The sequence below is a fragment of the Micromonospora sp. CNZ286 genome, assembly GCF_014207755.1.
On record NZ_JACHIZ010000001.1, the window covers coordinates 5,043,284 to 5,069,917 of the forward strand.

At 73.7% G+C, this 26,634-nt stretch carries 30 protein-coding genes; 16 read left to right on the plus strand and 14 right to left on the minus strand.

The genetic code is table 11. From position 1 onward, the window contains the following. Positions 1 to 48 precede the first annotated feature (48 nt). Positions 49 to 564, plus strand: coding sequence for a LytR C-terminal domain-containing protein (locus FHX31_RS22110; RefSeq protein ID WP_030274563.1), 516 nt, complete (start codon positions 49 to 51; stop codon positions 562 to 564). A 69-nt stretch (positions 565 to 633) separates the two neighbouring features. On the opposite strand, the gene FHX31_RS22115 is transcribed toward FHX31_RS22110, so the two are convergent. Continuing rightward, positions 634 to 1,455: an inositol monophosphatase family protein gene (locus FHX31_RS22115; RefSeq protein WP_013474507.1), complete on the minus strand. Its 822-nt coding sequence runs from the start codon at positions 1,453 to 1,455 to the stop codon at positions 634 to 636. Positions 1,456 to 1,741: 286 nt separating this feature from the next. Here FHX31_RS22115 and FHX31_RS22120 point away from each other — a divergent pair, with 286 nt between their 5' ends. Beyond that, on the plus strand, positions 1,742 to 3,343 hold the full coding sequence (locus tag FHX31_RS22120; RefSeq protein ID WP_041784477.1) for an RNA polymerase sigma factor: 1,602 nt from the start codon (positions 1,742 to 1,744) through the stop codon (positions 3,341 to 3,343). A gap of 244 nt (positions 3,344 to 3,587) precedes the next feature. Further along, positions 3,588 to 3,821 carry a DUF7455 domain-containing protein gene (locus tag FHX31_RS22125; RefSeq protein ID WP_013284786.1) on the plus strand — a complete coding sequence of 78 codons (234 nt, stop codon included), beginning with the start codon at positions 3,588 to 3,590 and terminating at the stop codon, positions 3,819 to 3,821. Between the two features lie 151 nt (positions 3,822 to 3,972). On the opposite strand, the gene FHX31_RS22130 is transcribed toward FHX31_RS22125, so the two are convergent. The 3 genes from FHX31_RS22130 to FHX31_RS22140 form a co-directional block, all read right to left on the minus strand. Then, complete coding sequence (locus tag FHX31_RS22130) at positions 3,973 to 5,694, minus strand: DEAD/DEAH box helicase (RefSeq protein WP_030274567.1); 1,722 nt, start codon at positions 5,692 to 5,694, stop codon at positions 3,973 to 3,975. A 190-nt stretch (positions 5,695 to 5,884) separates the two neighbouring features. Then, positions 5,885 to 6,535 carry a trimeric intracellular cation channel family protein gene (locus FHX31_RS22135; protein ID WP_013284784.1) on the minus strand — a complete coding sequence of 217 codons (651 nt, stop codon included), beginning with the start codon at positions 6,533 to 6,535 and terminating at the stop codon, positions 5,885 to 5,887. Positions 6,536 to 6,575: 40 nt separating this feature from the next. Then, entirely contained in the window at positions 6,576 to 6,794 is a 219-nt protein-coding gene (locus FHX31_RS22140) for a DUF3039 domain-containing protein (protein WP_013284783.1), read from the minus strand. A gap of 88 nt (positions 6,795 to 6,882) precedes the next feature. Between FHX31_RS22140 and FHX31_RS22145 the strand changes: the two genes are divergently transcribed. Both FHX31_RS22145 and FHX31_RS22150 read left to right on the plus strand, forming a co-directional pair. Further along, positions 6,883 to 7,815, plus strand: a complete 933-nt coding sequence (locus FHX31_RS22145; RefSeq protein ID WP_013284782.1) for a pseudouridine-5'-phosphate glycosidase — start codon at positions 6,883 to 6,885, stop codon at positions 7,813 to 7,815. Further along, a complete protein-coding gene (locus FHX31_RS22150; protein ID WP_030274569.1) occupies positions 7,812 to 8,708 on the plus strand; it encodes a carbohydrate kinase family protein in 897 nt (298 codons plus the stop codon). Before FHX31_RS22145 ends, FHX31_RS22150 begins: the two co-directional genes overlap by 4 nt. A 39-nt stretch (positions 8,709 to 8,747) precedes the next feature. Here FHX31_RS22150 and FHX31_RS22155 read toward each other — a convergent pair whose 3' ends face one another. Beyond that, on the minus strand, positions 8,748 to 9,104 hold the full coding sequence (locus tag FHX31_RS22155; RefSeq protein ID WP_013284780.1) for a DUF3099 domain-containing protein: 357 nt from the start codon (positions 9,102 to 9,104) through the stop codon (positions 8,748 to 8,750). 106 nt (positions 9,105 to 9,210) lie between these two features. Between FHX31_RS22155 and FHX31_RS22160 the strand changes: the two genes are divergently transcribed. Together FHX31_RS22160 and FHX31_RS22165 are read left to right on the plus strand one after the other, a co-directional pair. Next, positions 9,211 to 9,522: a hypothetical protein gene (locus tag FHX31_RS22160; protein ID WP_402884536.1), complete on the plus strand. Its 312-nt coding sequence runs from the start codon at positions 9,211 to 9,213 to the stop codon at positions 9,520 to 9,522. Further along, positions 9,512 to 9,823, plus strand: coding sequence for a hypothetical protein (locus FHX31_RS22165; RefSeq protein WP_121684289.1), 312 nt, complete (start codon positions 9,512 to 9,514; stop codon positions 9,821 to 9,823). The genes FHX31_RS22160 and FHX31_RS22165 overlap by 11 nt, the downstream gene beginning before the upstream one ends. Before the next feature lie 4 nt (positions 9,824 to 9,827). On the opposite strand, the gene FHX31_RS22170 is transcribed toward FHX31_RS22165, so the two are convergent. From FHX31_RS22170 to FHX31_RS22180, 3 genes are all read right to left on the minus strand, one after another. Then, positions 9,828 to 11,060 (minus strand): low temperature requirement protein A, encoded by a 1,233-nt coding sequence (locus FHX31_RS22170; RefSeq protein WP_184977127.1) that lies wholly within the window; start codon positions 11,058 to 11,060, stop codon positions 9,828 to 9,830. A 72-nt stretch (positions 11,061 to 11,132) separates the two neighbouring features. Further along, positions 11,133 to 11,717, minus strand: coding sequence for an HhH-GPD-type base excision DNA repair protein (locus tag FHX31_RS22175; RefSeq protein WP_184977128.1), 585 nt, complete (start codon positions 11,715 to 11,717; stop codon positions 11,133 to 11,135). A gap of 118 nt (positions 11,718 to 11,835) precedes the next feature. Next, a complete protein-coding gene (locus tag FHX31_RS22180) occupies positions 11,836 to 13,056 on the minus strand; it encodes a S8 family peptidase (protein ID WP_120571034.1) in 1,221 nt (406 codons plus the stop codon). Between the two features lie 180 nt (positions 13,057 to 13,236). Here FHX31_RS22180 and FHX31_RS22185 point away from each other — a divergent pair, with 180 nt between their 5' ends. Both FHX31_RS22185 and dtd read left to right on the plus strand, forming a co-directional pair. Continuing rightward, a complete protein-coding gene (locus FHX31_RS22185) occupies positions 13,237 to 14,721 on the plus strand; it encodes a DUF7782 domain-containing protein (RefSeq protein ID WP_184977129.1) in 1,485 nt (494 codons plus the stop codon). Next, the gene (gene dtd / locus FHX31_RS22190) at positions 14,721 to 15,143 is read left to right on the plus strand and encodes a D-aminoacyl-tRNA deacylase (protein ID WP_013474500.1); all 423 of its coding nucleotides are present in this window, start codon (positions 14,721 to 14,723) and stop codon (positions 15,141 to 15,143) included. Before FHX31_RS22185 ends, dtd begins: the two co-directional genes overlap by 1 nt. Before the next feature lie 6 nt (positions 15,144 to 15,149). Here dtd and FHX31_RS22195 read toward each other — a convergent pair whose 3' ends face one another. Beyond that, on the minus strand, positions 15,150 to 15,938 hold the full coding sequence (locus FHX31_RS22195) for a sporulation protein (protein ID WP_121684305.1): 789 nt from the start codon (positions 15,936 to 15,938) through the stop codon (positions 15,150 to 15,152). Between the two features lie 220 nt (positions 15,939 to 16,158). Between FHX31_RS22195 and sigB the strand changes: the two genes are divergently transcribed. From sigB to FHX31_RS22215, 4 genes are all read left to right on the plus strand, one after another. Then, positions 16,159 to 17,145: an RNA polymerase sigma factor SigB gene (gene sigB / locus FHX31_RS22200; protein ID WP_120571035.1), complete on the plus strand. Its 987-nt coding sequence runs from the start codon at positions 16,159 to 16,161 to the stop codon at positions 17,143 to 17,145. 103 nt (positions 17,146 to 17,248) lie between these two features. Then, positions 17,249 to 17,590 carry an ArsR/SmtB family transcription factor gene (locus FHX31_RS22205; RefSeq protein ID WP_209310246.1) on the plus strand — a complete coding sequence of 114 codons (342 nt, stop codon included), beginning with the start codon at positions 17,249 to 17,251 and terminating at the stop codon, positions 17,588 to 17,590. Then, on the plus strand, positions 17,587 to 18,078 hold the full coding sequence (locus tag FHX31_RS22210; RefSeq protein ID WP_120571036.1) for an SRPBCC family protein: 492 nt from the start codon (positions 17,587 to 17,589) through the stop codon (positions 18,076 to 18,078). Before FHX31_RS22205 ends, FHX31_RS22210 begins: the two co-directional genes overlap by 4 nt. Next, positions 18,075 to 18,482: a VOC family protein gene (locus FHX31_RS22215; RefSeq protein ID WP_184977130.1), complete on the plus strand. Its 408-nt coding sequence runs from the start codon at positions 18,075 to 18,077 to the stop codon at positions 18,480 to 18,482. Before FHX31_RS22210 ends, FHX31_RS22215 begins: the two co-directional genes overlap by 4 nt. A 55-nt stretch (positions 18,483 to 18,537) precedes the next feature. On the opposite strand, the gene FHX31_RS22220 is transcribed toward FHX31_RS22215, so the two are convergent. The 3 genes from FHX31_RS22220 to FHX31_RS22230 are packed head-to-tail and all read right to left on the minus strand — an operon-like array spanning position 18,538 to position 23,205. Continuing rightward, positions 18,538 to 21,093, minus strand: coding sequence for a bifunctional GNAT family N-acetyltransferase/acetate--CoA ligase family protein (locus tag FHX31_RS22220; RefSeq protein WP_184977131.1), 2,556 nt, complete (start codon positions 21,091 to 21,093; stop codon positions 18,538 to 18,540). 25 nt (positions 21,094 to 21,118) lie between these two features. Then, positions 21,119 to 22,300 carry an acetoin utilization protein AcuC gene (locus FHX31_RS22225; protein WP_184977132.1) on the minus strand — a complete coding sequence of 394 codons (1,182 nt, stop codon included), beginning with the start codon at positions 22,298 to 22,300 and terminating at the stop codon, positions 21,119 to 21,121. 47 nt (positions 22,301 to 22,347) lie between these two features. After that, complete coding sequence (locus tag FHX31_RS22230) at positions 22,348 to 23,205, minus strand: sulfurtransferase (RefSeq protein WP_013284765.1); 858 nt, start codon at positions 23,203 to 23,205, stop codon at positions 22,348 to 22,350. 97 nt (positions 23,206 to 23,302) lie between these two features. On the opposite strand from FHX31_RS22230, the gene FHX31_RS22235 reads away from it, so the two are divergent. Continuing rightward, entirely contained in the window at positions 23,303 to 23,989 is a 687-nt protein-coding gene (locus FHX31_RS22235; RefSeq protein WP_083395259.1) for an iron-dependent transcriptional repressor DtxR, read from the plus strand. A gap of 40 nt (positions 23,990 to 24,029) precedes the next feature. On the opposite strand, the gene FHX31_RS22240 is transcribed toward FHX31_RS22235, so the two are convergent. Both FHX31_RS22240 and FHX31_RS22245 read right to left on the minus strand, forming a co-directional pair. Next, the gene (locus FHX31_RS22240) at positions 24,030 to 24,578 is read right to left on the minus strand and encodes a hypothetical protein (RefSeq protein WP_184977133.1); all 549 of its coding nucleotides are present in this window, start codon (positions 24,576 to 24,578) and stop codon (positions 24,030 to 24,032) included. Positions 24,579 to 24,664: 86 nt separating this feature from the next. Then, positions 24,665 to 24,898 carry a DUF5522 domain-containing protein gene (locus FHX31_RS22245; RefSeq protein ID WP_104114418.1) on the minus strand — a complete coding sequence of 78 codons (234 nt, stop codon included), beginning with the start codon at positions 24,896 to 24,898 and terminating at the stop codon, positions 24,665 to 24,667. Positions 24,899 to 25,062: 164 nt separating this feature from the next. On the opposite strand from FHX31_RS22245, the gene FHX31_RS22250 reads away from it, so the two are divergent. Both FHX31_RS22250 and FHX31_RS22255 read left to right on the plus strand, forming a co-directional pair. Further along, on the plus strand, positions 25,063 to 25,659 hold the full coding sequence (locus tag FHX31_RS22250; protein ID WP_184977846.1) for an RNA polymerase sigma factor: 597 nt from the start codon (positions 25,063 to 25,065) through the stop codon (positions 25,657 to 25,659). Then, positions 25,656 to 26,609, plus strand: a complete 954-nt coding sequence (locus FHX31_RS22255; RefSeq protein ID WP_184977134.1) for a hypothetical protein — start codon at positions 25,656 to 25,658, stop codon at positions 26,607 to 26,609. The genes FHX31_RS22250 and FHX31_RS22255 overlap by 4 nt, the downstream gene beginning before the upstream one ends. Positions 26,610 to 26,634: the final 25 nt, after the last annotated feature.

Sequence of the window (26,634 nt, forward strand, 5' to 3'; positions counted from 1 at the left end):
CACCACCCAATCACTGTCCGGGGAGCGCCCAGGATGAGTTTTGCGCGAGTGCGGGCACTCGTTGTCGTCGGACTGCTGGCGGTCGTCGCCCTGGTCTTCGTGGTCGTCGCCGTGCTGAAGGACAGTCAGGGCACAGCCGGTACGGCGGCCGCCTGCCCCGATGGCTGGCCGCTGGTCGACCTGCGCCTGCGGGAACAGAAGGACGTCAAGATCAACGTCTACAACGCCACCGACGAGGCCGGCCGGGCCGGCAGCGTCGCGGACGACTTCCGCAACCGCAAGTTCCAGGTCAAGAAGGTCGGCAACGAGACCAAGGCGTTCGACGGCGTGGCCGAGCTGCGGTTCGGGCCCAAGGCCGTGGGCTCGGCGCACCTGCTGCGCGCGTACTTCCTCAACGAGGCCAACCAGAAGTTCGACCCCAAGCGCAAGGACGACGTCGTCGACGTGGTGCTGGGCAACCAGTTCCAGCAGCTCGCCACCACCACCGAGGTCAACCAGTCGCTCGGCGACCTGGGCGCACCGCAGGCGCCGACCGGCACCTGCCCGATGCCGATCGAGAAGTAGGCGACGGGCGCACCGACGGCACAGGGCGGTCTCCCCCGGGGAGGCCGCCCTGTCGCGTGTCCGGCGCCGTCACGGCCCGCCCGAGGCGTCCAGGTCGGCCAGCCGGTCGTGCAGCGGCCCGTGCAGCGCCGGCGGCGCGGCGAGCACCAGGTCCGGGCCGGCCGGGAGGCCGGACAGGCCGGTCACCAGCAGCCCGGCCTCCCGGGCGACCAGCCCGCCCGCGGCCAGGTCCCAGTCGGCCAGACCCTTCTCGTAGTACGCGTCCACCCGCCCCTCGGCGGCCAGGCAGAGGTCGAGCGCGGCGGCGCCCATCCGGCGGATGTCCCGGATGTGCGGGATCAGCTCGGTCACCACCCGCGCCTGGTGGGCCCGGCGGTCGGCGTCGTAGCCGAACCCGGTGGCGACGAGCGCCTGCCCGAGGTCGGTGGCGGCGGAGCCGTGCAGCCGCTGCCCGTCGCGCCAGGCGCCGCCGCCGAGCGTCGCGGTCCACTCCTCGCCGGTGACGATGTTGCGGACCACACCGGCGACCACCTCACCGGCCACCTCGGCGGCCAGCGAGACGGCGCAGTACGGCAGCCCGTACAGGTAGTTCACGGTTCCGTCGATCGGGTCGAGGATCCAGCGCACGCCGTCGGGGCCGGCCGGGCCGGTCTCGCCCGCGCCGTACTCCTCGCCCAGCACGGCGTCGCCGGGCCGGCGCTGCCGCAGCGCGGCGACCACCTGCCGCTCCACCGCCCGGTCGGCGGCGGTGACCACGTCGGTCACCGTGCTCTTGGTCGCGGCCACCGAGACGCCCTCGACCCGCATCCGGTACGCGGTGGTGGCGGCCTCCCGGGCCACATCGACAGCGATCGTGAGCAACTCCCGCGCCGTGGGCGTCGAGGTGATCATGTCTCTCCCCTTCCGGCACGATCGGGACCGGCCGTCTCGTGCGCGGGTATCATCCTTACAAAGTCCACATCTGCGCCGAATCTGCGGTCCCGGACCGCAGGTCCGCCGTGCGGCGCGGGATGATCGCGGCAGACGGCGTTACAATTCACCCTGCCCACGCGCCACGGACCGCCAGCGACCGGACGGCCCGGGACACGGGGGTCCTCAACGACTCGCCCGGCGCGGCCGTCCCATGCTGCGCCGGACGACCCGGCCGTGCTCGCTCTTTCGCCTCCGGAAGGTCTTCGTGACAGATCCCCGCCAGACCGGCGCCGACGTTCGCTCGCTCACCGACACCCTGATCGCCCACGCGCAGAGCGCCGGCGGCCAGCTCACGTCGGCCCAGCTCGCGCGCACCGTCGAGTCCGCTGAGGTGACCCCGGCCCAGGCCAAGAAGATCCTCCGCGCACTCTCCGAGGCGGGCGTGACGGTGGTGGTGGACGGCTCGGCGAGCACCCGCCGCCGCGTCGCCGCCGCCCGGTCCGCCACCCCGGCCTCCCGCGCGACCACGGCCAAGACCACCAAGAAGGCCGCCGCGCCCGCCCCCAAGCAGGCGCCCGCCGCCGAGGAGTCGCCCGCCCCGGCCCCCCGGAAGGCGACCGCGCGCAAGGCCACCACCGCCGACGTGGCCAAGGCCGCGGCCCCGGCGAAGGCCACCAAGACGACCCGCGCCACCAAGGCCACCGTGGCGGCGAAGACCGCAGCGGCCAAGCCGGCCAAGGCCGGCGGCAAGGGCGAGGGCCCCGACGGCGAGATCGATCCGGAGGAGCTGGCCGCCGAGATCGAGGACGTGGTGGTCGAGGAGCCGGCCGAGCTGACCCAGGCCGCCGAGGCCGACGCGGCCAGCTCCGCCACCGACAACGACTTCGAGTGGGACGACGAGGAGTCCGAGGCGCTGAAGCAGGCGCGCCGGGACGCCGAGCTGACCGCCTCCGCCGACTCCGTGCGGGCGTACCTGAAGCAGATCGGCAAGGTGCCGCTGCTCAACGCCGAGCAGGAGGTCGAGCTGGCCAAGCGGATCGAGGCCGGCCTCTACGCCGCCGAGCGGCTGCGCGCCGCCGACGAGGGCGAGGAGAAGCTGGTCCGCGACCTCCAGCGCGACCTGATGTGGATCTCGCGGGACGGCGAGCGCGCCAAGAACCACCTGCTGGAGGCGAACCTGCGGCTCGTGGTCTCGCTGGCCAAGCGCTACACCGGCCGTGGCATGGCCTTCCTCGACCTCATCCAGGAGGGCAACCTCGGCCTCATCCGCGCGGTCGAGAAGTTCGACTACACCAAGGGCTACAAGTTCTCCACCTACGCCACCTGGTGGATCCGCCAGGCCATCACCCGCGCCATGGCCGACCAGGCCCGCACCATCCGCATCCCGGTGCACATGGTCGAGGTGATCAACAAGCTCGGCCGCATCCAGCGCGAGCTGCTCCAGGACCTGGGCCGTGAGCCCACCCCGGAGGAGCTGGCCAAGGAGATGGACATCACACCGGAGAAGGTGCTGGAGATCCAGCAGTACGCCCGGGAGCCCATCTCGCTCGACCAGACCATCGGCGACGAGGGTGACAGCCAGCTCGGCGACTTCATCGAGGACTCCGAGGCGGTCGTCGCGGTCGACGCGGTGTCGTTCTCGCTGCTGCAGGACCAGCTCCAGCAGGTCCTGCAGACGTTGTCCGAGCGTGAGGCGGGCGTGGTGCGCCTGCGTTTCGGCCTCACCGACGGCCAGCCGCGCACTCTGGACGAGATCGGCCAGGTGTACGGCGTGACCCGGGAACGCATCCGGCAGATCGAATCCAAGACCATGTCCAAGTTGCGGCACCCCTCGCGTTCGCAGGTGCTCCGCGACTACCTGGACTGACCGCGTACGTCAACAAATCGTGCCGGTTTGATCACCAGCCGTAGAACACTCTTTGGTGATCGTTCGGTTGCCTGTTTGTGATCGTTGACGTGGCACCCTTGGTGCACGGCACACTGTCCTCCACGCCAGGTGTGACCTCGGTCCCCCGCGGGCACACAGGGAAGGCAGGGCCCGAGATGGGTGTTGCACGATAGGTGAGCAACCGAAGAGAGTGTTCATCGGTGACGACCAGAGGAGGAAGGCGATGACCCCGACCCTCACGCCGCCGCCCGAGACGGTGAGCCCCCCGGCCGCCGATGAACGGTGCGACCGCTGCAATGCTGCCGGCAAGCTCCGCATCACTCTGGCGGGTGGGAGTGAGCTGGTGTTCTGTGGGCACCACGCGAACAAGTACGCGGAGGATCTCGTGAAGATCACCGTGCGGTACGCGTCGGACCCGGAGTTCAGCTGGCGAGGCGCCGATCTCATGGCGAACTGAGGTCCGACAAGAAGTCCACAACCCGACATGACCGGCCGGAGGCACCCGCAAGGGAGCCTCCGGCCGGTTTTTCGTGCCGGGTGCCAACGGTGCGCGACGGTGTTAAGAAGGGGCCCCTGCTCTACCGGAGGCGTTAACAGGGGGCCCTTCCTTACAGGGTCTGCACGGTGGCGATGCGCTCCTCGAGTTGCTCGATCGTCGCCTGCGCGCTGGGCGGGCCGCCGCAGATCCGGCGCAGCTCGGCATGGATCTTGCCGTGCGGCTGGCCGGTGTGGTGGTGCCGGGCGGCCACCAGAGCGTTCAGCTGCCGCCGTAGCGCCACCCGGCGCTGGGCGGCACTCATCGGTGGGGGCGCCGCCGCCGGGGCCGCAGCGGCCGGCTCAGCGGTCCGCTGGGCGGCCCGGCGCTTCTGCGCGGCGAGCTGCTCGGCCTGCCGCTTGGTCAGCAGCAGCGAGACCTGGTCGGCGGTGAGCAGACCGGGCAGACCGAGGTATTCCTCCTCCTCGGGCGTGCCGGCCTGGGCGGCGGTGCCGAACGAGGCACCGTCGAAGATCACCTGGTCCAGTTCGGCGGTCGCGGAGAGCGCCGCGAAGCGCTTCTCCAGCTCCCCGCTGGCGCCGTCGTCGCGCTGGGCGCGCTCCAGCAGGTCGTCGTCGAAGCCCTCGCGGTCCTTCGGCTTGCCGAGCACGTGGTCCCGCTCGGCCTCCATCTCGCTGGCGAGCCCGAGCAGGTGCGGCACGCTGGGCAGGAACACCGACGCGGTCTCGCCGGAGCGGCGGGCCCGGACGAACCGGCCGATCGCCTGCGCGAAGTACAGCGGGGTGCTGGCACTCGTCGCGTACACGCCGACGGCCAGGCGGGGGATGTCGACGCCCTCGGACACCATCCGCACCGCGACCAGCCACCGCTGCTGGGAGGCGGCGAACGTCGCGATCCGCGCGGACGCGCCCTGGTCGTCGGAGAGCACCACTGCGGCCTTCTCACCGGTCACCTGCTCCAGCAGCTTCGCGTACGAGCGGGCCACCTGCTGGTCGCTGGCGATGACCAGGCCGCCCGCGTCGGGCATGCCGTTGGCGCGCAGCACGGTCAGGCGGGCGTCGGCGGCGCGCAGCACCTGCGGCATCCAGTCGCCGGCCGGGTCCAGCGCGGTACGCCACGCCTGGGCGATCAGGTCCTGCGTCATCGGCTCACCGAGGCGGGCGGCCAGCTCCTCGCCGGCGTTCGTGCGCCAGCGGGTCTCCCCCGAGTACGCCAGGAACAGCACCGGCCGGACCACGCCCTCGCGCAGCGCGTCGGAGTAGCCGTAGACCGAGTCGGCGCGGGAGCGCAGTAGCCCGTCGCCGCCGCGCTCGTAGCTGACGAACGGGATCGGGTTGTCGTCGGAGCGGAACGGCGTACCGGTGAGCATCAGCCGGCGTACCGCGGGCTCGAACGCCGCCTTCACGCCGTCACCCCAGGTACGCGAGTCGCCGGCGTGGTGGATCTCGTCGAGGATGACGAGCGTGCGCCGGGTCATGGTGCGCCGCCGGTGCACCTGCGGCGCCATGCCCACCTGGGCGTAGGTGACCACGGCGCCGTGGAAGTCGGCGGCGGAGTGCAGGTCGGCGTTGCGGAACGCGGCGTCGAGCTGGATGCCGACCCGTGCGGCGGCCTGCGCCCACTGGGTCTTCAGGTGCTCGGTCGGCGCGACCACGGTGACCGCCTCGACGGTGCCGTCGGCGAGCAGCTCGGCGGCGATCCGCAGCGCGAACGTGGTCTTACCGGCGCCCGGCGTGGCGACCGCTGTGAAGTCCTCGGTCCGGCGGCGCAGGTACTCCACCAGCGCCTTGCGTTGCCAGGCGCGCAGGGGCGGGAACGTGTCGAGCGCCGGCATCCGCGGTGGCACGCGTAGCTCCTCTCCGCCGCGGACGGCGGCGGGCCCGACCGGGGCCACGGGAGCCGCCGCCCATGAAAACGCCCTCGCGCATCCGTGCCGCGAAGGCCGGTTCAGCATAACCAGCGCGGGCCGTACGCCCCACTCGACGCCACGCCTGTCACATCCGCCCACCCCGGCGCGGATCGGGTCAGGGCAGTGGTCCCCGGGTGCCGGTGCGCGGCGGCCGCAGCGTCGCCACCGGGGCGGACCAGCGGCGGCGCAGCGCGATCAGGCGCAGCCCGAACACGAGCAGCGCGGCGCCGGTGAGCGGCACGGCGGTGGCCTGTCCGCACGCCGACAGCAGCGCCACCGCGATCGAGCCGGCGAGCGCCGCGAGCGCGTAGATCTCCCGGCGCAGCACCACCGGGATCTCGCCGGTGAGCAGGTCCCGGCCGAGCCCGCCGCCGATCGCGGTGAGCATGCCGATCATGCAGGCGCCGACCGCCGGCACGGCGGCGTCGAGGGCCTTGAGCGTGCCGGTGACTGTGAACAGGCCGAGACCCGCCGCGTCCAGCACCAGCACTGTGGTGCGCAGCCGGGCGAGCTGGGGGTGCAGCCAGAACACGGCCGCGGCGACGACTGCGGCGGTGGCGGCGTAGCGCCAGTCGGCGAACGCCAGCGGGGGCACCTCGTCGATGGCCAGGTCGCGGAAGATACCGCCGCCGAGCGCGGCGACCACGCCGACGAAGACCACCCCGAACAGGTCGAGCCGTTTCGCCACCGCCGCGGAGGCGCCGGAGGCGGCGAAGACCGCCACGCCGGTGAGGTCGGCGAGCAGGAGCGCGGTGGAGGTGGTCACCGCCGCAGGTTACGTCGAGGGGCGGCGGAGCCGCCCGCTGTCACTCGGCGTACGAGTCGTAGATCTCCTTGCACTTCGGGCACACCGGCGAGCCCGGCTTGGCCGCCTTGGTGACCGGGAACGTCTCGCCGCAGAGCGCGACCACGTAGGTGCCCATGACGGCACTCTCGGCGATCTTCTCCTTGCGGACGTAGTGGAACATCTCCGGACCAGTGTCCGCGTCCTTCAGCTCGGGACGCTCGAGAACCTCTGTGCTCACGACTACACCTCCGGCGTTCCAGTTTTGCAGGTCGGTCCGCCCCGGTCCACCTGGGCCCCGGCCGGAAGCGGCCCGTACGGTAACCGACGTGACCAACTTTCACATCAGTCTCGGTAGTGAGGTGGCCGACGCCCTGCGGGACGGCCGCCCGGTCGTGGCGTTGGAGAGCACGATCGTCTCGCACGGGCTGCCCCGCCCGGACAACCTGCGGGTGGCGCGCGAGATCGAGCAGGCGGTACGGGACGCGGGGGCGGTGCCGGCCACCATCGGCATGGTCGCCGGCGAGCTGCGGGTGGGGCTGGACGACGCCCAGCTCACCCGGCTCGCCACCGTCGACGGCGTGAGCAAGCTCTCGGTCCGCGACCTGGCCCCGGCGGCGGCGACAGGCGCGGACGGCGCGACCACCGTCGCGGCCACCAGCGCGGTCGCGGCGGCGGCCGGGATCGGCGTGTTCGCCACCGGCGGGCTCGGCGGCGTGCACCGGGAGGCGGCGCAGACGTTCGACGAGTCGGCCGACCTGGTCACGCTGGCCCGGACGCCGATCGCCGTGGTCTGTGCCGGGGTGAAGTCGATCCTCGACGTGGGTGCCACGCTGGAGCGCCTGGAGACGCTCGGGGTGGGCGTGGTCGGCTACCGCACCCGCCGCTTCCCCGGCTTCTACCTCACCGACGCGGGCTTCGACCTGGACTGGTCGGTCGATTCGCCGGAGCAGGTGGCGGACGTGCTGGCCGCCCGCGCGGCGCACGGCGTGCACCACGGCGGCCTGGTGGTGGCCAACCCGCTGCCCGCCGACGAGCAGCTCGACCCGGCGCTGCACGACCGCACGCTCGCCGAGGGCCTGGCCGCGCTGGCCCGCGAGGGGATCACCGGCAAGGCGGTGACCCCGTTCCTGCTGTCGCACTTCCACTCCGCCACCGAGGGCGCCAGCCTGGCGGTGAACGTCCGGATCATCCTGCGCAACGCCGACCTCGCGGCCCGGATCGCGGTCGCCGCGGCGGCCCGCCCCACCGGTACGGCATGAACGCCAGGCCGCGCATCGTCGTCGTCGGCGACGTGATCACCGACGTGCTCGCGGTGCTGTCCGGGCCGCTCGCGACCGGCTCGGACACCGCGGCCGGCATCCGGTTCAGCGGCGGCGGGCAGGCGGCGAACACAGCGGCCTGGCTCGCCGGGCAGGGCGCCGCGGTGACGCTGGTCGCCGCCGTCGGCGACGACGAGACCGGCCGGGAGCGGGTGGCCGAGCTGACCCGGATCGGTGTCGACTGCGCGGTGGAGCGGCACGAGGGCTACCCGACCGGCACCGTCATCGTGCTCACCCACGACGGGGAGCGCACGATGGTCAGCCAGCGCGGCGCGAACCTGCGGCTGACCGCCGGGCACGTGGACGCGGCCCTGGCCGCCGCGCCCGACGCCGGGCATCTGCACCTGTCCGCGTACACCCTCTTGGACGTCGGGTCGCGCGGCGCCGGCCTGCGCGCGCTGGCCACCGCTCGCGAGCGCGGGCTGACAGTCAGCGTCGACGCGGCGTCCGCGGCGCCGCTGCGGCGCGTCGGCGGGGCGTTCCTGACCTGGGTACGCGACGTCGACCTGCTGCTCGTCAACACGGACGAGGCGACGGTGCTGGCCGGCGGGCTGGACCCGGCGGCGCAGGCGCGGGCGCTCACCGCGGTGGCGCACCGGGTGGTGGTCAAGCGCGGCGCGGCGGGCGCGGTGTGGGTGGAGCGCGGCGGTGTGGTGGAGTTCGCCCCCGCGCCCGGCGTGGACGTGGTGGACGTGACCGGCGCCGGGGACGCGTTCGCGGCCGGGCTGCTCACCGCGTGGCTGGCCGGGGCCGACCCGCGTGCGGCGCTGGGCCGCGCCGGTGACCTGGGCGCGCTCGCCGTGACGACGGTGGGCGCCCGCCCGGCTCCCTGACGCCTGCGGCCGGTCCGGGCGGTGCTCCGCCCGGGCCGGTCAGGGCTCGGCGTCGATGATCTTGTGCGGGTTCTCCTCGGCGGTCAGAGCCGTGGGCGCGGGCTCCTCGCGGCGCCGGTTCTGGAACCGGTTCGCCAGGCGGTGCTCCTCCTTCGGCGGCCGGTCGTTCGCCAGCAGCACCGCCAGCCAGGGCACGAGCACCATGCCGAGCGCGCACAGCGGCAGCCAGAGCCAGAGCAGCGGGGCCTTCGCGCCGACCAGGATCGCGCCGGCCACCAGACACGCGACCCGGATGGCCATCATCAGCACGTATCGCTTCTGCCGGCTGTTGAGCTGGTCGTCCTGGCTGCGCGGGGCGTCGGTGATCAGTATCGGCTGGTACGCCTGACGCTTCACCACGGACCTCCTACGAGGGGATAGGGCCCATCCTGTCACTCCGGACGGATGATCGGCGAAATTCGTGACAGCCGGGTGCGTGTTACGTGCGTGGTACGCTTCGCGCGTGGCCAACCGGTTCAGCTTCACCGACGAGGCGCTGGCGAACCTGCGGGTCTACGACGTCACACCCGGGGAAGTCTGGGAGGCCCTGCACAGCAAGCGCCGGGTCATCCGCCACCTCGGGGACGACGTCATGGTGGTCTACGCCACCGACCACCGCGGCCGGCGGCTCGCCGTGCTGCTGGCCGAGGCCGACGGCACCGACAACGACTGGGACATCCTCTCCGCCCGCGAGCTGAGCGACGTCGAGGCCAAGCGCTACGACGAGGCGGTGCGGAACTCACGCCGACGAGGAGGCGGTCACTATGCACCGTGACGAGGCGACCAAGCGGTTCCACTCCGGAGGCGACGCGTTCGCCGACCTGATCGACGACACGTCACCGGCGCAGCTGCCCACCCCCGACACCGACGTGCCGATGGTCAGCCGGTCGGTCCGGCTCCCGCTGGAGACGTACGAGCGGGTCCGCGCCGCCGCCGACGCGCGCGGCATCGGGGTGACCACACTGATGCGGCAGTGGATCGAGGCCGGCCTGGCCGACCTGGACGACTCGGCCACCGTCTCGCTGGCCGACGTACGCCGCGCGCTGGCGTCGCTGTCCCGCCCGACCGCCGCCTGACGGCTCACGCCTCCGGGCCGGCCTCGTCGAGCATCTCCCGCCCGATCGGTGAGGCGGAGGGCTCCGGCGGCCGGTGCCAGGCCCGGCGGGCGTCGGCGAACGCGACCAGCGCCAGCACGAGAGCCACCGCGCCGAGCGCGAACATCGCCGGCACGGCCGCCAACGCGGGCAGGAGCAGCACCAGGGCGAGCAGCCCGACCAGCCGGGGGCGGGACACCCGGCCGAAGATCTCGTACTCGAACCGGGACCGGGCGGCCAGGAACAGCGCCGGGCCGCCCGCCACGAAGACCAGCCAGTTCGGCTGAACCGTGTCGTACGGGTGGGCGATGACCAGCTCGTAGCCGACAGCGGCGCCGATGACGCCGAGTACCATGAACAGGTGGGTCTGCGCGGCCGACTCGGCCAGCCGCCCCGGCGTGCCGGCCATCCGCAACGCCTCCGCCAGCAGGTGACCGGCCCGGTAGAAGTAGATGCGCCAGAGCAGCGCCGTGATCACGAACGAGATCGCGAACGCCACCGCAGCCTCACCGGAGAACTCCTTCCCGCTGTACGTCACGCCGATCACCAGGATCGACTCCCCCAGCGCGATGAGGAAGATCTGCTGGTAGCGCTCGGCGAGGTGTTCCCCGGCGACGAGCCACTGCCGGATACGCGACGCCCCGATCCACGGCAGCGGCCAGCCCAGGAACGTGCCGAGGTGGTCCACCGCCAGCGCGACGACCCACAGCGCCAGGCGGGGACCGGGCATCAGCGCGCCGGCGATCCACAGCGGGGCGCTGCCCCCCGCCCAGGCGGCCAGCCGTAGCGGGACCAGACGCCGCGGGTGGCCGCGCAACGCCACCGCGATCAGCAGCGGCCGGCCGACCATCACCACCACGTACGCGAGCGCGAACGGCAGCGCCCGCTCCTCCAGGGCGCGGGGCAGCGTCACGCCCAGCACCAGGCTGCCGAACATGGTGCCGACCACCACGACCTGGATGACGACGCGCTCCGGCTCGTACCGGCTGGTCACCCAGGTGGTGATCGTCCAGACCTGCCACAGCACCATGAACAGCAGCAGGGTCTTGCCCACTTCGGCGGCCACCGCGCCGGCGGAGCCGTCGAGGCCGTTGATCAGCCGCTGGGAGACCCGGGTCAGCGCGAACACGAAGACCAGGTCGAAGAAGAGCTCCAGGAACGTGGCCCGCCCGGGACTGGACGCGGTACGCAGCAGCGCCCCGCCCCGCTGCTCGGTCATCGTCCGCTCCCGTCCCCCGTCCTGGCGACCAACGACAGCGGCGACGGGCCGGTTGCGGCGGCGGGCGGCGGATCAGCCCTTCGCGGCCTTCGCCTCCGCCTTCATCCGCTGCTTGAACTCGCGTACCCGGCGCAGCGACTCCGGATCGGTCACGTCCGCGACCGACCGGTGGGCGTCCGCGTCGCCGTAGTCACCGGCCGCCTCGCGCCAGCCGTCCGGGGTGATCCCGAACCGCTTGCCGAGCAGCGCGACGAAGATCTGCGCCTTCTGCCGGCCGAACCCGGGCAGCTCACCCACCCGGCGCAGCAGTTCCCGGCCGTCGGTCACGTCGGACCAGAGCCGGGCCGGGTCGCCGTCGTAACGCTCCACGAGCGCCCGGCACACCTCCTGCACACGGGCCGCCATCGCCTTGGGGAAGCGGTGCAGCGCGGGCGGCCGGGCGAAGATCTCCACCAGCGCCTCCGGGTCGTACCCGGCCAGTTCCGCGGCGTCGGGCTCGTGGCCGAGCCGCTGCGCCAGCACGTACGGGGAGGAGAACGCCTTCTCCATCGGCACCTGCTGGTCCAGCACCATGCCGAGGAGCAGGGCCAGCGGGCTGCGCGCCAGCAGTTCGTTGGCCTGCGGGTCGATGGGCAGTGACAGCGTCATGGGGACCATCCTGCCGCCCCGCCCGCCGGTCGCGGGCGCCGACTCCCCGACGACGTGACGCGGCCCGGCGGACCCCTGCGAGGTCCACCGGGCCGCGGCCCACGGTGTGGTCAGGTCACCCGTGTCGTCAGTTGACGACGAAGAGCAGCCGGTTCGGCGAGCCCGAGCCCGGGCTGGTCACCTTGCCGGTGGTGGCGTTGCTGGTCAGGTAGCTGGCCACCTGAGCCGGGGTGTAGGAGGTGTTCGCGGACAGCACGAGCGCCGCCGCGCCGGCCACGTGCGGGGACGCCATCGAGGTGCCGCTGATCGAGTTGGTGGCGGTGTCGCTGGTCCGCCACGCCGAGGTGATCGACGAGCCCGGGGCGAAGATGTCCACGCAGGAGCCGTAGTTCGAGTAGGAGGCACGGGCGTCGGTGCTGGTGGTGGCGCCCACCGTGATCGCCGAGGCGACCCGGGCCGGCGACGAGTTGCACGCGTTGGCGCTGGAGTTGCCGGCCGCGAGCGCGTACGTGATGCCGGAGTTGATCGAGTTGGCCACCGCGTTGTCCAGCGTGGTGCTGGCGCCGCCGCCGAGGCTCATGTTGGCCACGGCCGGCTTCACCGCGTTCGAGGTGACCCAGTTGACGCCGCTGATCACGCCGGCGGTGGTGCCGCTGCCGGAGCAGTTGAGCACCTTGACGGCCACCAGGCGCACGCTCTTGGCCACGCCGTACTTGGTGCCGCCGACGGTGCCGGCGACGTGCGTGCCGTGGCCGTTGCAGTCGGTGTTGTTGGTGTCGACCGTGTTGGTGCCCCAGGTGGCCCGGCCGCCGAAGTCGCTGTGCGTGGTGCGGATGCCCGTGTCGATGATGTAGGCGCGCACGTTGCTGGCGGTGTTCGGGTAGGTGTAGGTGCTGTTCAGCGGCAGGTTGCGCTGGTCGATCCGGTCCAGGCCCCAGGTGGCGCCGGTCTGGGTGCCCTGGGTGGTCATGACGCGGTCCTGCTCGACGTACGCGACGGCCGGGTCGGCGGCGAGCCGGCGGGCCTGGGCGGGCGTCATCTTCGCGCTGTAGCCGGTGAGAGCGGAGCTCCACACCGTGCCGACGTTGCCGCCGTAGCGCTTGGCCAGGCCGGCGGCCCGGTCCGGCACGGCGGTACGGGCGGCGAGGGTGTTCGCGGTGCCGACCGCGTCGCCCTTGAGCACGACCACGTAGCTGCCGCTGACGGCGTCCGCGGCGCCGGCGTACCGGATCTCCCCGGTGGGCGCGGCGAGAGCGGGCGTGGAGGCGGCGGCGGCGAAGGCCGCGGCGGCGGCCGTGACGGCGAGCGCACGCAGCGCGCGCCGCCGGGGAAGGGACACGTCGGGCATCGTCTGGCTCCCTACCGGGCGGCCCGGTTCGTGGCCGGATCGCCCATCGACGGATGTTGGCAGGAATGCTAGCCAGAGATCGATAAACATGAAAGAGATAGCCGCCGATAGATGCGGTCGACGTTATGGATTCGGCGGGTGCCGCGCCGCGCCGGACGGCGCCCGGGGCAGGATGAGCACGTGGACCGTCACGACATGCTGCTCTCCCCCGCCGGGGTCGACGCGCTGCGCACCGCGCTGACGCTCGCCCGCTTCACCGCCAACGGGATCGCCGACCGCCTGGGCCCGCAGGCCACCGGCGCGGTGGCCCGCAACGACTACCGGGCCGCGCTGCGCGCCACCGAGGACCGGGACCGGCTGGCCACGATGATCCGGGTGTTCATCTGCGACCAGACCGAGCCGGAGGCGGCGGTGGCCGCCGCGCTGGCCCCGCTCGCGCTGGACGAGGCACTGGCCGGGGGCATCGTGGAGCGGCACGGCGACGGCCTGCGTGCCGGGGTCGACCTGGAGCCGTACGGGGACGAGTGGTGGGTGCTCGCCGACGTGCCGGCCGCCGCGCGCCCCGGGCGTCCGCTGCACGCCGAGCACGTGCTGGGCATCGGCGGCGCCACCCAGACGCTGATCTCGGCCGCGGTGCGCCCGACCGTGGACACCGCGCTCGACCTCGGCACCGGCTCCGGCGTCCAGGCGTTGCACCTGGGCACCCACGCCCGCCGGGTCACCGCCACCGACGTGTCCGAGCGGGCGCTGCGGTTCGCCGCGACCACCGCCGCGCTCAACGGGCAGGACTGGGAGCTGCTGCGCGGTGACATGGTCGCCCCGGTGGCCGGGCGCCGCTTCGACCTGGTGGTCAGCAATCCCCCGTTCGTGGTCGGCCCGGGCACCACCACGCACGTCTACCGGGACTCCGGCCGGGTCGGCGACGCGATCGGCGCGGAGCTGGCCGCCGCCGCGCCGGACCTGCTCACCGAGGGCGGCACCATGCAGTACCTGGCGAACTGGGTGCACGTCACCGGCGAGGACTGGGCCGAGCGGGTCACGGGCTGGTTCGCCGGCACCGGCCTGGACGCGTGGGTGATCCAGCGCGAGGTGGCCGACCCGATGGCGTACGTGAACCTGTGGCTCACCGACGTCGGCGAGAGCGCCGACCCGCAGCGGATGGCGGCCTGGCTGGACTGGTTCGACGCGCACAAGGTGGAGGCGATCGGCTTCGGCATCGTCTCGCTGCGCCGCTCCGGCCACGACCAGCCGGTCGTCCGGGTGGAGGACCTGCGCCAGCGGGTCGAGCCGCCGCTGGGCGACCGGATCGGCGAGTGGTTCGCCCGGCAGGACTGGCTGCGCGCCCGGAACACCGAGGGTCTGCTCGCCGCCCGCTACCGCGCCGCCGAGGGCCTCCAGCTGCGGCAGGAGGCCACCATGGGCGACGACGGCTGGGCTGTCGACCGGCAGGTCCTGGCCATGCCGCGCGGGCTGCGCTGGTCGGAGGAGATCGACCCGCTGGTGCTCGCCCTGGTCGGCGGCGCCGACGGCCGGCTGCCGCTGCGCGACCAGCTCGCCCTGCTGGCCGCCGCGCACGACGTGGCACCGGACGAGCTGGCCGAGGCGGCCGGGCCGATCGTGGCGCACCTGGTCGAGCGCGGCATCGTCGAGCCGGTGACCGACTGATGCGGGCGGTGGTGCAGACCGTCGGCCGGGCCCGGGTGACAGTCGACGACGAGGTGACCGGTGAGATCGCCGACGGGCTGCTGGTGCTGCTCGGCGTCACCCACACCGACACCCCGCAGGTGGCCGCCACGATGGCCCGCAAGCTGCACGAGCTGCGGATCCTCGACGACGAGCGCAGCGCCGCCGACGTCGGGGCGCCGCTGCTCGTGGTCAGCCAGTTCACGCTCTACGGCGACGCCCGCAAGGGCCGGCGGCCGAGCTGGACCGCCGCCGCGCCGGCCGAGGTGGCCGAGCCCCTGGTGGACGCCGTGGTCGAACAGCTGCGCGCCCGGGGCGCGAAGGTGGAGACCGGCCGTTTCCGCGCCCACATGCTGGTGGAGAGCGTCAACGTCGGTCCCCGGACCCTCGTGCTCGACCTCTGAGGAGGATCAGAAGAACAGCCCGCGGCGGGAGAGCGACTGACGCAGCCAGCCGTCGAGCTGGGCGGCCCAGTCCGTACGGTCCGCCGTCGCGTGGTCCACTGTGAACCGGCCGAACGCGTCGCGGCCCTCGGTGAACAGGCCACCCCGCTTGTCCAGCTCCAGCACCACGTGGACCTGCCGCGGATCGGTCACGAAGGTGACCTCCAGCTGGTTCATCGCGCCCGCGTACTGCGGCGCCGGGTAGAACTCGATCTCCTGGTAGAAGGGCAACTGCTGGTGCAGGCCGTAGATGTGTCCACGCTCGACGTCGGCGCGCGCGAAGCGGAAGCCCAGCCGTAGCAGCGCCTCCAGCAGCCGCTCGTGGGCGGGCAGCGGGTGCACCGCGACCGGGTCCAGGTCACCCTTGTCCATCGCCCGCGCCACCTCCAGCTCGGTACGCAGACCCATCGTCATGCCGTGCAGGTGCTGGCCGTACAGGTCGGTGAGCGGCGTCTCCCACGGCACCTGGAAGCGGAACGGCACGTCGTGACGCTGCCCCGGCTCCAGCCGGAACGGGCCGGTCATCTGGGCCCGGCCGAACTCCTGGTTGACGTCGTACTCCGAATCGGAGCTCTCCACCTCGACCCGCGTGACCAGACCGAGTGCGACGTAGCTCACGTCCACCGGGTGGTCGCCACCGACCACCTGGATCCGGCCCTCCAGAACGCCGCCCGGGCGGCAGTTCGGGTTGGCCAGCACCGTCTCCACCGACGGTCCGCCCACACCCATCGCCTGCATGAGCCGCTTGAAGACCACCACGTTCTCCGATCATCAGTGCCGGGCCGGCTCCGACGGCCGGTCGGTGGCACGGTAACCGCGCCGGGCAAGCGGATGCCGGATTCCCGCGAGGATTCCTGTCGGTTCCCCGATCGCCTCACTCCCGTCTCACGCCCCGACCGCCAAGCTGTTTGTCATCGGCCACCACCGCGTGGGCGGCACGGGACCGGTAGGCACGTCGGACACGGGGAGAACAGAGATGACCCAGCAGATGATCGAGCACCAGGACATGGACGTCACCCTCACGGACCTCGACGCCACCGACGAGCGCGGCGTCTCCACCGACCTGGTCCGGGCGTACCTGAACGGCATCGGCCGCACCAAGCTGCTCACCGCGGCGCAGGAGGTCGAGCTGAGCAAGCGGATCGAGGCCGGCCTCTTCGCCGAGGAGAAGCTGGCCACCTGCACCCCCGTCTCCGCCGAGCTGCGCGCGGACCTGGCGCTGATCGCGGCCGAGGGCCGCGCCGCCAAGGACCACCTGCTGGAGGCGAACCTGCGGCTGGTGGTGAGCATCGCCAAGCGCTACACCGGTCGCGGCATGGCCTTCCTCGACCTCATCCAGGAAGGCAACCTCGGCCTCATCCGCGCCGTCGAGAAGTTCGACTACACCAAGGGCTACAAGTTCTCCACCTACGCCACCTGGTGGATCCGCCAGGCCATCACCCGCGCCATGGCCGACCAGGCCCGCACCATCCGCATCCCCGTGCACATGGTCGAGCAGGTCAACCGCATGGTCCGGGTGCGCCGCGAGCTGTCGGTGACGCTGGGCCGCGAGCCCACCGTGAGCGAGGTGGCCGTGGCGCTGGAGATCCCGGAGTTCCAGGTGATCGAGCTGATCTCCTACGACCGGGAGCCGGTCAGCCTGGACCAGGCCGTCGGCGAGGACGGCGAGAGCGCGCTCGGCGACTTCGTCGCCGCCGTGGATCCGCGCGCCGAGCCGGGCGACGCCGCCACGAACGGCGAGCTGCGCAACGAGGTCCGGATCGTGCTGGCCACGCTGTCCCAGCGGGAGCAGGCGGTGATCCGGCTGCGCTTCGGCCTGGACGACGGCCGGCAGCGCACGCTGGACGAGGTGGGCCGCGAGTTCGGCCTGTCCCGGGAGCGGATCCGGCAGATCGAGAAGGTCACGCTGCTGAAGCTGCGCGACCCGGAGCGGGCGAACCGCCTGGAGGCGTACGCCTGCTGATCCACCACTGCCCCGACAGGCCCCGGCGGTTCGCCGGGGCCTGTCGCGCTTGACCCGGGCGCTCCCGCAGTATAGAACCGACTGGTTACACAACCAGGAGGTTATGAACGTGTCCGCGGATCTGCTCGACGCCACATTCGCCGCGCTCGCCGACCCCACCCGGCGCGCCATCCTCACCCGGTTGGCCGCCGGTGAGGCCACAGTCACCGAGCTGGCCGAGCCGTTCGCGATGAGCCAGCCCGCCGTCTCCAAGCACCTCAAGGTGCTCGAACGCGCCGGCCTGGTCACCCGGGGTCGGGACGCCCAGCGCCGCCCCTGCCGGCTCGACGCCCGGCCGCTGCGGGAGGCCGTCGCGTGGCTGGCGGACTACCGCGACTACTGGGCGGAGAGCTACGCGCGGCTGGACGAGGTGCTCGCCGAGCTGACCGCCGGGGAGCAGCGGTGACCGGCCTGACCGTCACGCTGCACGGCGACCGGGAGATCCGGCTCAGCCGCGACTTCGCCGCCCCGCGCCACCTGGTGTTCGCCGCCTTCACCCGGCCCGAGCTGCTGGTCCGCTGGTGGGGCGCCCGCGGCTGGCACCTGGTCGAGTGCGAGGTGGATCTGCGGGTCGGCGGGCGCTGGCGGTTCGTCTCCCGAGGGCCGGACGGCGACCTGATGGCCCAGGGCGGCACGTACCGGGAGGTCGACCCGCCCGCGCGGCTGGTCTGCACCGAACTCTTCGACGGACAGTCCTATCCGGGCGAGACGCTGGTGCGTCACGACTTCACCGGTCCGGCGGACCGGACCACTGTCGTCACCCACCTGCGGTACGCCACCGCGCAGGGCCGCGACACCGTCCTGCGCTATCCGATGACCCGCGGCCTGAGCGAGGCGTTCGACCGCCTCGCGGCAGCGCTGCACAACGATTCGACGACAGGAGCGACAACGTGAACTGGACGCTGGAAGTGGTGGTCGTACCGGTCTCCGACCTGGACCGGGCCAAGGAGTTCTACGCGCGGCGGCTCGGCTTCGTCCTCGACCACGACACCGATCTGGGCGGCGCGGGGCGGATCGTCCAACTCACTCCTCCGGGCTCCGGGTGCTCGATCGTGCTCGGCCGGGGCGTCGTACCGGAGATGCCGCCGGGCTCCCTCAAGGGCCTGCAACTCGTCGTGCCCGACCTGGAGCGGGCGCACGCCGAGCTGGTCGAGCGGGGCGTCGAGGTGAGCGAGATCCAGGTGATGGGTCAGAACCCGCGCCCGGTGCCGCACCCGCTGGACAACGTCGGCTTCGTGTTCTTCCGCGACCCGGACGGCAACGAGTGGTCGGTGCAGCAGATCTCCGAGCGTGGGTGAGCGGTGTTAAAAGGGGGCCCCTTCTCTACCGGAGGCGTTAAGAAGGGGCCCTTCCTTACAAGCGGCGCGGGCCGGTGTCCGGGCGGGCGGCCTCCGCGCCGGTGCGCACGGTGGCGTGCAGCACCGAGATGCCGTCCGGCCGGGCCAGCACCGGGTTGAGCGTGAGCGACCGCACTCGCGGCTGCTCGTCGGCCAGGCGGCCGACCCGCACCAGCAGGTCGACAAGGGCCGCCCGGTCCACCGGCGCGGCGCCCCGGTGCCCGCGCAGCAGCGGCGCCGCGCGGGGCTCGTCGACCAGCTCGGCGGCGTCCCGGTCGGTGAGCGGGACCGCCCGCCAGGCCCGGTCGCCGAGCAGCTCGGTCGCCACGCCACCGAGCCCGAACCCGACCACCGGCCCGAACGCCGGATCCTCCACCAGCTCCACCACGCACGCCACACCCGGCGCGACCATCGGCTGGACCAGCACCTCCGCGCCGAACACCGGGGCCATCTCGGCGTACGCGCGGCGCAGCGCGGGGGCATCCGCCAGGTCGAGGCGTACCGCGCCCAGGTCGAGGCGGTGCCGCAACCCGGGGGCGGCGGCCTTGAGCGCCACCGGCCGGCCGAGCCGTTCGGCAGCCGCCAGCACCTCCTCGGCGCTGCCGGCCGGCACCGACTCCACCACGTCGATCCCGTACGCGCGCAGCAACGCCGCCGCGTCGGCGCCGTCGGGCCGCAGCGCGGCGTGCCCGGCCGCCCGGTCCACGTCGGCCAGTTCCGGCAGCACACCGGCGGGCCGGCGCAGCCAGTCCGCGTACGCGGTCACCCGGCCCAGCGCGCGTACCGCCTCCTCCACGCTCGGGTACGCCGGCACCCCGGCCGGCACCAGCCCGGCCAGGAACGTCGCCACCACCGGCTTGCCGGTGACCCGCGCGTCGGGCAGCGCCGCCGCGAAGTCGGCCACCGGGTCGGCGAGCTGGCCCGGCAGCGGCGGCGCGAACACCGCCACCACGGCGTCCACCCGCTCGTCGGCCACCGCGTCGCCGAGCGCGGCGGCGTACGCGGCGGCGCCCGCGCTCGGCCCGACGTCCTGCGGGTAGCCGTCGGCGACTGTCAGTCCCTGGGCCGCGCAGGCGGTCGCGGCCAGCCCGGTCAGCGCCGACGAGTTGCCCACCACCGCCACCCGCCGCCCGGCCGGCAGCGGCTGGTGGGCCAGCAGCACGCCCACGTCGAGCAGTTCGGACACGGTGTCCACCCGGATCACCCCGGACTGGGCGAACAGCGCGCTCACCGCAGCCGCGTCCAGCGCGGGCGCGTCCCCCACGCCCGGCGGCCGGGCCAGCGAGGCGAGCGCCACCACCGGCTTGCGGCGGCCGATGCGCCGGGCCAGCCGGGCGAACTTGCGCGGGTTGCCGAACGTCTCCAGGTAGAGCGTGATGACGTCGGTGGCCGGGTCGTCCTGCCAGTACTGGAGCAGGTCGTTGCCGGACACGTCGGCCCGGTTGCCGGCCGAGACGAAGCTGGACAGGCCGAGCCCGCGCCGGGACGCCTCGGCCAGCAGCGCCACCCCGAACGCGCCGGACTGGCTGAACACGCCGACCCGGCCCGCCGCGGGCAGCACCGGGGCGAGCGTGGCGTTGAGGCGTACCGCCGGGTCGGTGTTGGCGACGCCGAGGCAGTTCGGGCCGACCACCCGCATGCCGGCCAGGTGCGCGGCGCGGACCAGCGCGCGCTGCGCCGCCGCGCCGGCCGGGCCGGACTCGGCGAACCCGGCGGAGATCACCACCAGGCCGTGCGCGCCGGCGCGGGCCGCGTCGTGCACCACGTCGGTCACCGCGTCCGGCGGGACAGCCACCACGGCGAGGTCGACGTCCTGGCCGGCGTCGGCCGCCGACGGGTACGCGGGCAGCCCCGCCACCGTCGACGCGCTCGGGTGCACCGGCACGATCGCCCCGGCGAAGCCACCGTCGCGCAGGTGCCCGAGCAGCGCCGCGCCGACGCCCTGGCCGGTGGTGCTGGCGCCGTAGACGGCGATGCCGCGCGGCGCGAGCAGCCGGGCGATCGACCGGGCCTCGGTGCGGTGCTCCCGGCCGCGCTGCACCTCCAGGGTCGCCTCGGTGGGCGCGATCGGGAAGCTCAGGTGCACCACGCCGTCGGCGTACTGGCGCTGGACCTGGTAGCCGAAGTCGGCGAAGACCCGCAGCATCGCCCCGTTGGCCGGGAGCACCTCGGCGACGAAGTGCACGATGCCGTTGCGTCCGGCCGCGTCGGCCAGGTGCTCCAGCAGCACCGACCCGATGCCCCGGCCCTGGTAGGCGTCCTCGACCACGAACGCCACCTCGGCCTCGGGCGAGGCGGGGCCGAGCCGCTCGTAGCGGCCGACGGCGACGATCCGCTCGCCGGCCAGCACCACGAACGCCTCCCGGTCGCGGTGGTCGACGTTGACGAAGCGCTTCAGGTCGCGTTCCGGGATACGCGGGTACGGCGAGAAGTACCGCAGGTATCGGGTGCGCTCCGAGAAACGGCCGTGCATGGCCACGATCTCGGGCGCGTCCTCCGGGCGGATCGGTCGCAGCTGGACGGTCGTGCCGTCACTGAGCAGCACGTCCAGCGGTTGCTCGACGGTGGTCACCGGTCGGTCCTCCCCTGCCGCCGGCTCAGTCGCGCGGGTCGTGCGGATCGAGCCCGAGCAGCGGGAAGACCGCCTTGCGGGTGGCCGCGACGGCCCGGTCCACCGCGTTCGGCTCGCCGCTGGGCTGCCACGGCTGGTACGACGGGTCCACGTCGTCGGTCATCCGCAGCGGCACCTCGTGCCCGGGTCGCCGCCGCGCGGCCAGGTCCCGCCAGCCCGGCGGGGTGAGCGTGGCCGGGTCGACCGGCTCGCCGGTGGCGATCGCCAGCAGGTGCGTCCACGCCCGGGGCACCACCTCGACGAGCGCGTACCCGCCGCCGCCGGTGGCGACCCAGCGGCCGTCGCACAGCTCGTCGGCGAGCGCCCGCAGCGCGCGGTAGGTGGCCCGCTGCCCGTCCACCGACAGGTGCAGGTCGGCCAGCGGATCCTTGCGGTGCCCGTCGGCGCCGCATTGGGTGACCAGCACCTGCGGCCGGAACGCGCGCAGCACCGACGGCACGATCGCGTGGAACGCCCGCTGCCAGCCCGCGTCACCCACACCCGGGGGCAGCGGCACGTTGACGGCGGTGCCCTCCGCGCCCGGGCCGCCGGTCTCGTCCGGGAACCCGGTGCCGGGGAACAGCGCGAGCGGCGTCTCGTGCAGGCTGATCGTGAGCACCCGCGGGTCGCGGTAGAAGATCTCCTGCACGCCGTCGCCGTGGTGCACGTCCACGTCCACGTACGCGATCCGCTCCGCGCCGAGGTCGAGCAGCCGCGCGATGGCCACGGCCGGGTCGTTGTAGACGCAGAACCCGGCGGCGCGGGCGGGCATCGCGTGGTGCAGCCCGCCGGCCACGCTCACCGCGCGCCGGGCGTCGCCGCGCCACACCGCCTCGGCGGCGGCCGTCGTGGCGCCGGCGATCAGCGCGCTCGCCTCGTGCATCCCGTCGAAGACCGGATTGTCCGACGTGCCCAGACCGAAGCCGGCGAACAGCGGGTCGCGCGGCGCGGACCGGACCGCGTCCAGGTAGGCCGGATCGTGTACGCGGGTGAGCAGCGCGTCGTCGGCCGGCTCGGGCTTGACCAGCCGCACGCCGGGCCGGTCCAGCACACCCAGCTCGCGGGCGAGCGCCATGGTCAGCTCGACCCGGACCGGGTCGAGGGGATGGTCGCCCATGTCGTAGGCGAGGAGACCCTCGTCCCACACCACCACCGTGTCGTCGGCCATGCGGCCATCGTCGCACGTGGCCCGGGGCGCGCCCACCAGTCGTACGCTCACCGGCCGGACGTGCCACCGGTCGCGACCGGACGGTCCGGGTCGGCCACCCACTCGCTCCACGAGCCGACGTACAACGCGGCGTCCGGGCGACCGGCCAGGTGCAGCGCGAGCACGGCCTGCGCGGCGGTCACCCCGGAGCCGCAGTACGCACCGACCGGCGCGTCCGCGTCCACCCCGGCGGCGGCGAACCGCTCCCGGAGCGCCTCGGCGGCGGGGAACCGGCCCTGCGTGACGTACTCCGGTGCGGGCAGGTTCACAGCGCCCGGCACGTGCCCGGCGACCGGGTCGACCGGCTCGTGCTCGCCCCGGTAACGCGGCGCGGCCCGTACGTCGATCAGCACGCCGGGCCCGGCGGCGGCGAGCCGGGCGGCAGCGGCGGCGTCGAGCACCGGCAACGCGCCGGGCGCCACCGTCACGTCGCCCGGGACCGGGGCGGGCACGCTCGTGTCGACCGGCAGGCCGGCTGCCGTCCAGGCCGGGAAGCCGCCGTGCAGCACCCGCACCTGCCGGTGCCCGGCCCAGCGCAGCGTCCACCAGGCGCGGGCGGCGGACATGCCGTCGCCGCCGTCGTACACCACCACGGGACGACCGGCGCGGACGCCCGCGGCCCGCAGCGCGGCCTGCAACGCCGCCGGGTCCGGAAGCGGGTGTCGCCCGGCGGCGCCGGGCGGCCCGCACAGCTCGGTGTCCAGGTCGACGAAGACGGCGCCGGGCAGGTGGCCGGCGGTGTGATCGTCGCGCCCGGGCGGGCCGGTCAGCCGCCAGCGGACGTCGAGCAGGGTCGGCGGGTCGGCATGATCGAGTTCGGCGGCGAGCCGGTCGGGCTCGACCAGCAGGTCTGTGGTGGCGGCCATGCGGCCCAGTCAACACCATTCGGCCCGCCACCTCCGGCTTCGCCTGCGTCGACGGTCGGTGGGAGCGGGTACCATCGGAGCCCAGGAGGCCGCAGACGTGAAGCACGACCTTGTTGACACCACCGAGATGTACCTGCGCACCATCCTCGAACTCGAGGAGGAGGGGGTGCCGCCGCTTCGTGCCCGCATCGCCGAGCGGCTGAAGCAGAGTGGTCCGACCGTCAGCCAGACCGTCGCCCGCATGGAGCGCGACGGCCTGCTCACAGTCGAGGGCGACCGGCACCTGACTCTCACGCCGCAGGGGCGCAACACCGCCGTGTCGGTGATGCGCAAGCACCGGCTGGCCGAGTTGCTGCTGGTGAACGTGATCGGGATGCCCTACGAGGAGGCCCACGAAGAGGCCTGCCGGTGGGAGCACGTGATGAGCGACGCGGTGGAGAAGCGGGTCTTCGACCTGCTCAACCGCCCGACCCGCTCGCCGTACGGCAACCCGATCCCGGGCCTGGCGGAGCTGGGCGACCCCGGCCAGACGCATGCCGACGCCGTCGAGGGCGAGCGCAACCTGGCTTTCCCCGGCCTGTCCGGCCCGGTCGTGGTGCGGCGGATCTGCGAGAGCGTGCAGACCGACTCGGACGTGCTCCGGCAGTTGCACGCCGCCGGCGTCGACCCGGGCGCGACAGTGACTGTGGCGCAGGAACGCGACGCCGTCTCCATCGACCGCTCCGGTGACCGGGTCCGGCTGCCCCGCGAGGTGGCGTCCCGGGTGTTCGTCGCGGCCCGCTGAGGCCGGCTTCCGGTCAGAGCTGCCTTGGTGCGACCCGCGATCAGAGCTGCCTGGTGTCGATCACCTTGGCCAGCGTGACCAGCTTGCCGGCCGTCTTGTCCGCCTCCGCCTTCGCGGTGCCGGCCGGGGCGGTCCAGCGCAGGGTGGCCAGCCGTCCCTCGGTGGCCAGCCAGCCGACCTCGGCGGCCGGGCCGGACTTCGCGGTCTTGGGCAGCGTCCGCCGGTAGGCGGCCTTGCCCAGCTTGCTGATCTTCGCCGCGCCGCCCGGCTGCACGTCCAGGGCGAACGTGGCCGCGTCGATCGACGTCTCGGTCACCGACAGCGTCAGCTCCGGCAGCACCGCCCCGGCCGCCCGGACCACGCACGTGTGGGTGTCGCCCCGCTCGGTGGCCGCCGCCACGTCGAACGTGCCGCCGGTGTGCTCGGCGATCACCGCGAAGTCGAGGAGCCGGCACGCCCCGCCGGAGGACGCCGCCGCGACCGGAACCGGCGGGGGCGGGGCGGGCGGCCCGGCGTCGGTCGGCGCCTCCTCGGCGCAGCCGGCGGCGAGCAGGACGGCCGGGACGGCCAGCCAGATACGGGCACGCACGGGAGACCTCCGCGGTCGGCGGCGGGTCCGACCCGCCGGAGTTCCGTCGGACACCGTACGGCGTGCCCGCGCGGGGACGGAAGCCCCTAATCGGTTACGTACGGACAGTGCCGACATCCTCGCCCGCAGCACGTCCCTCGCCGGGCCAGGAAGCCCGCGCTGAGCACGAACAGTCCGGTTTCCGGGTCCAGGTAGCCGGCCTCCCCGGCGGCCAAAGCTGCGGCGTGCGCGGCCAGGATCCGGTCCCGCCCCGGGTGATCCGGCGACAGCCGCGACGGGTGCGGTTCGGTAAGCGGCCGGTCCGCCAGCTCGTCACGCACCGCTGGAGTCTACGGAGTGGCCTCCTCACCCTCGCGCGACGCCCTGGGTGCCCGCGCCGGTGCCTCCCGTCGCGTCGGCCGTCCGGGAGGGACACTACGACCGGATGCGGTTCCGCCGTGAACCGGTCCGCGCCGACCGGGCATGAACGGGTGTGACGAACAAGATGCGCCGGGCCGAGGCCCACGAACGGGGACATTCCGGGGCCGGGCCGCCCGACGAGCCGTCGGACGACGACGTGATCCGCGCGTCCGTCGCCGAGCCGGAGCGGTTCGCGCCGTTGTTCGACCGGCATGCCGTCCCCGTGCACCGCTATCTGGCTCGCCGCATCGGTCCGCCGGCGGACGACCTACTGGCCGAGACCTTCCTGGTCGCCTTCCGGCGGAGGGCGTCGTACACCTCGGACGTCGGCGTACGGCCGTGGCTCTTCGGGATCGCCACCAACCTCGTGCGCCGGCACGTGCGGACCGAGGAACGCCGCTACCGCGCGCTGGCCCGGCTCGCCGCCGGCGAGGTGGCACCGCCGGTGATCGAGGACGCGATCGACCGGCTGGACGCCGGCGCCCTGCGCCGGGACCTGGCCCTGGCGCTGGCCTCGCTGCACCGGCGGGACCGGGACGTGTTGCTGCTCACCGCGTGGGCGGACCTGTCGTACGAGCAGATCGCCGCCGTGCTCGACATCCCGCTCGGCACCGTCCGCTCCCGCCTGCACCGTGCCCGCCGACTCACCCGACTCGCGCTCGCCCCCGAGGAGCCGACATGAACGAGATCAACCTGCTGCGTACGCACGGGCCGGATGCCCCGGAGGCGTCCGCCGAGACGCTCCGCCTCGCGCGGGACCGCCTCGCCGGCGAGTTCGCCGCCGCATCCGTACGCCGGACCGTTCCGCCGCTGCGGCGGCGGACGCTCCTGGTGGCAGCCGGGGCCACGGTGGTGGCCGGGGCGGGCATTGGCCTCGCGGTACGTTCGCTCGACCGATCGGCGGAGCCGTTGACCCTGGTGGCTGCGACGATCCCGGAGTTTCCGCTGACCCTGCGGTCGCGGCCGGCGACGCTGGACCCACCTCGCTACAGCTACGCTCCGGGCCAGTTCCTCGCCGTGTACCTGTCCCGCACCGCCACCGACGACGTCTACCTCTTCGTCTGGGACAGCCGACCGGCACGGATCGCGACGACGTCGCGTCCGGTGACCGTCGCAGGCCGCCCGGCCGAGATCTACGAGGAGTCGGACCCCGGCGGACCGCGCCGGCTCGACATGTCGTGGGAACGCAGGCCCGGTCAGTGGGTGTCGCTGACCGGCCACGGCAGGTTCGCCGACGACGCGGCGCTGCTCCGGCTGGCCGAGCACCTCGTCGACGAGCCGCAGCAGGTGCCGCTGCGGGTCCGGCTGGCGCCACGCGGTTGGCGGCTCGCCCTCTTCAAGAACGACACCATCCTGACCCTGCAGGGCGACTCCTCCGACGAGACGCTCACCGTGCAGGTCGTTGCACGCCGTGACCCGGACCTGCTGCGCAACGTGATGGGAGCCCGGCACGAGCGAAGGGTCACGGTGGGCGGCCGGGAAGCCCATCTGATCCGCGCCGACGAGATCTGGTTCCTGCAGGCCGAGGTGCCCGGCGGGGCGGTGGTCAACCTGCAGGCGCCGCTGCGGCTCTCGGTCGACCAGGTCGTCGCGATCGCCGAGCAGATCTCGGTCACTCCGCACCGGCCCTGACCGTCCCGCTGCCGACCCGTTGCGG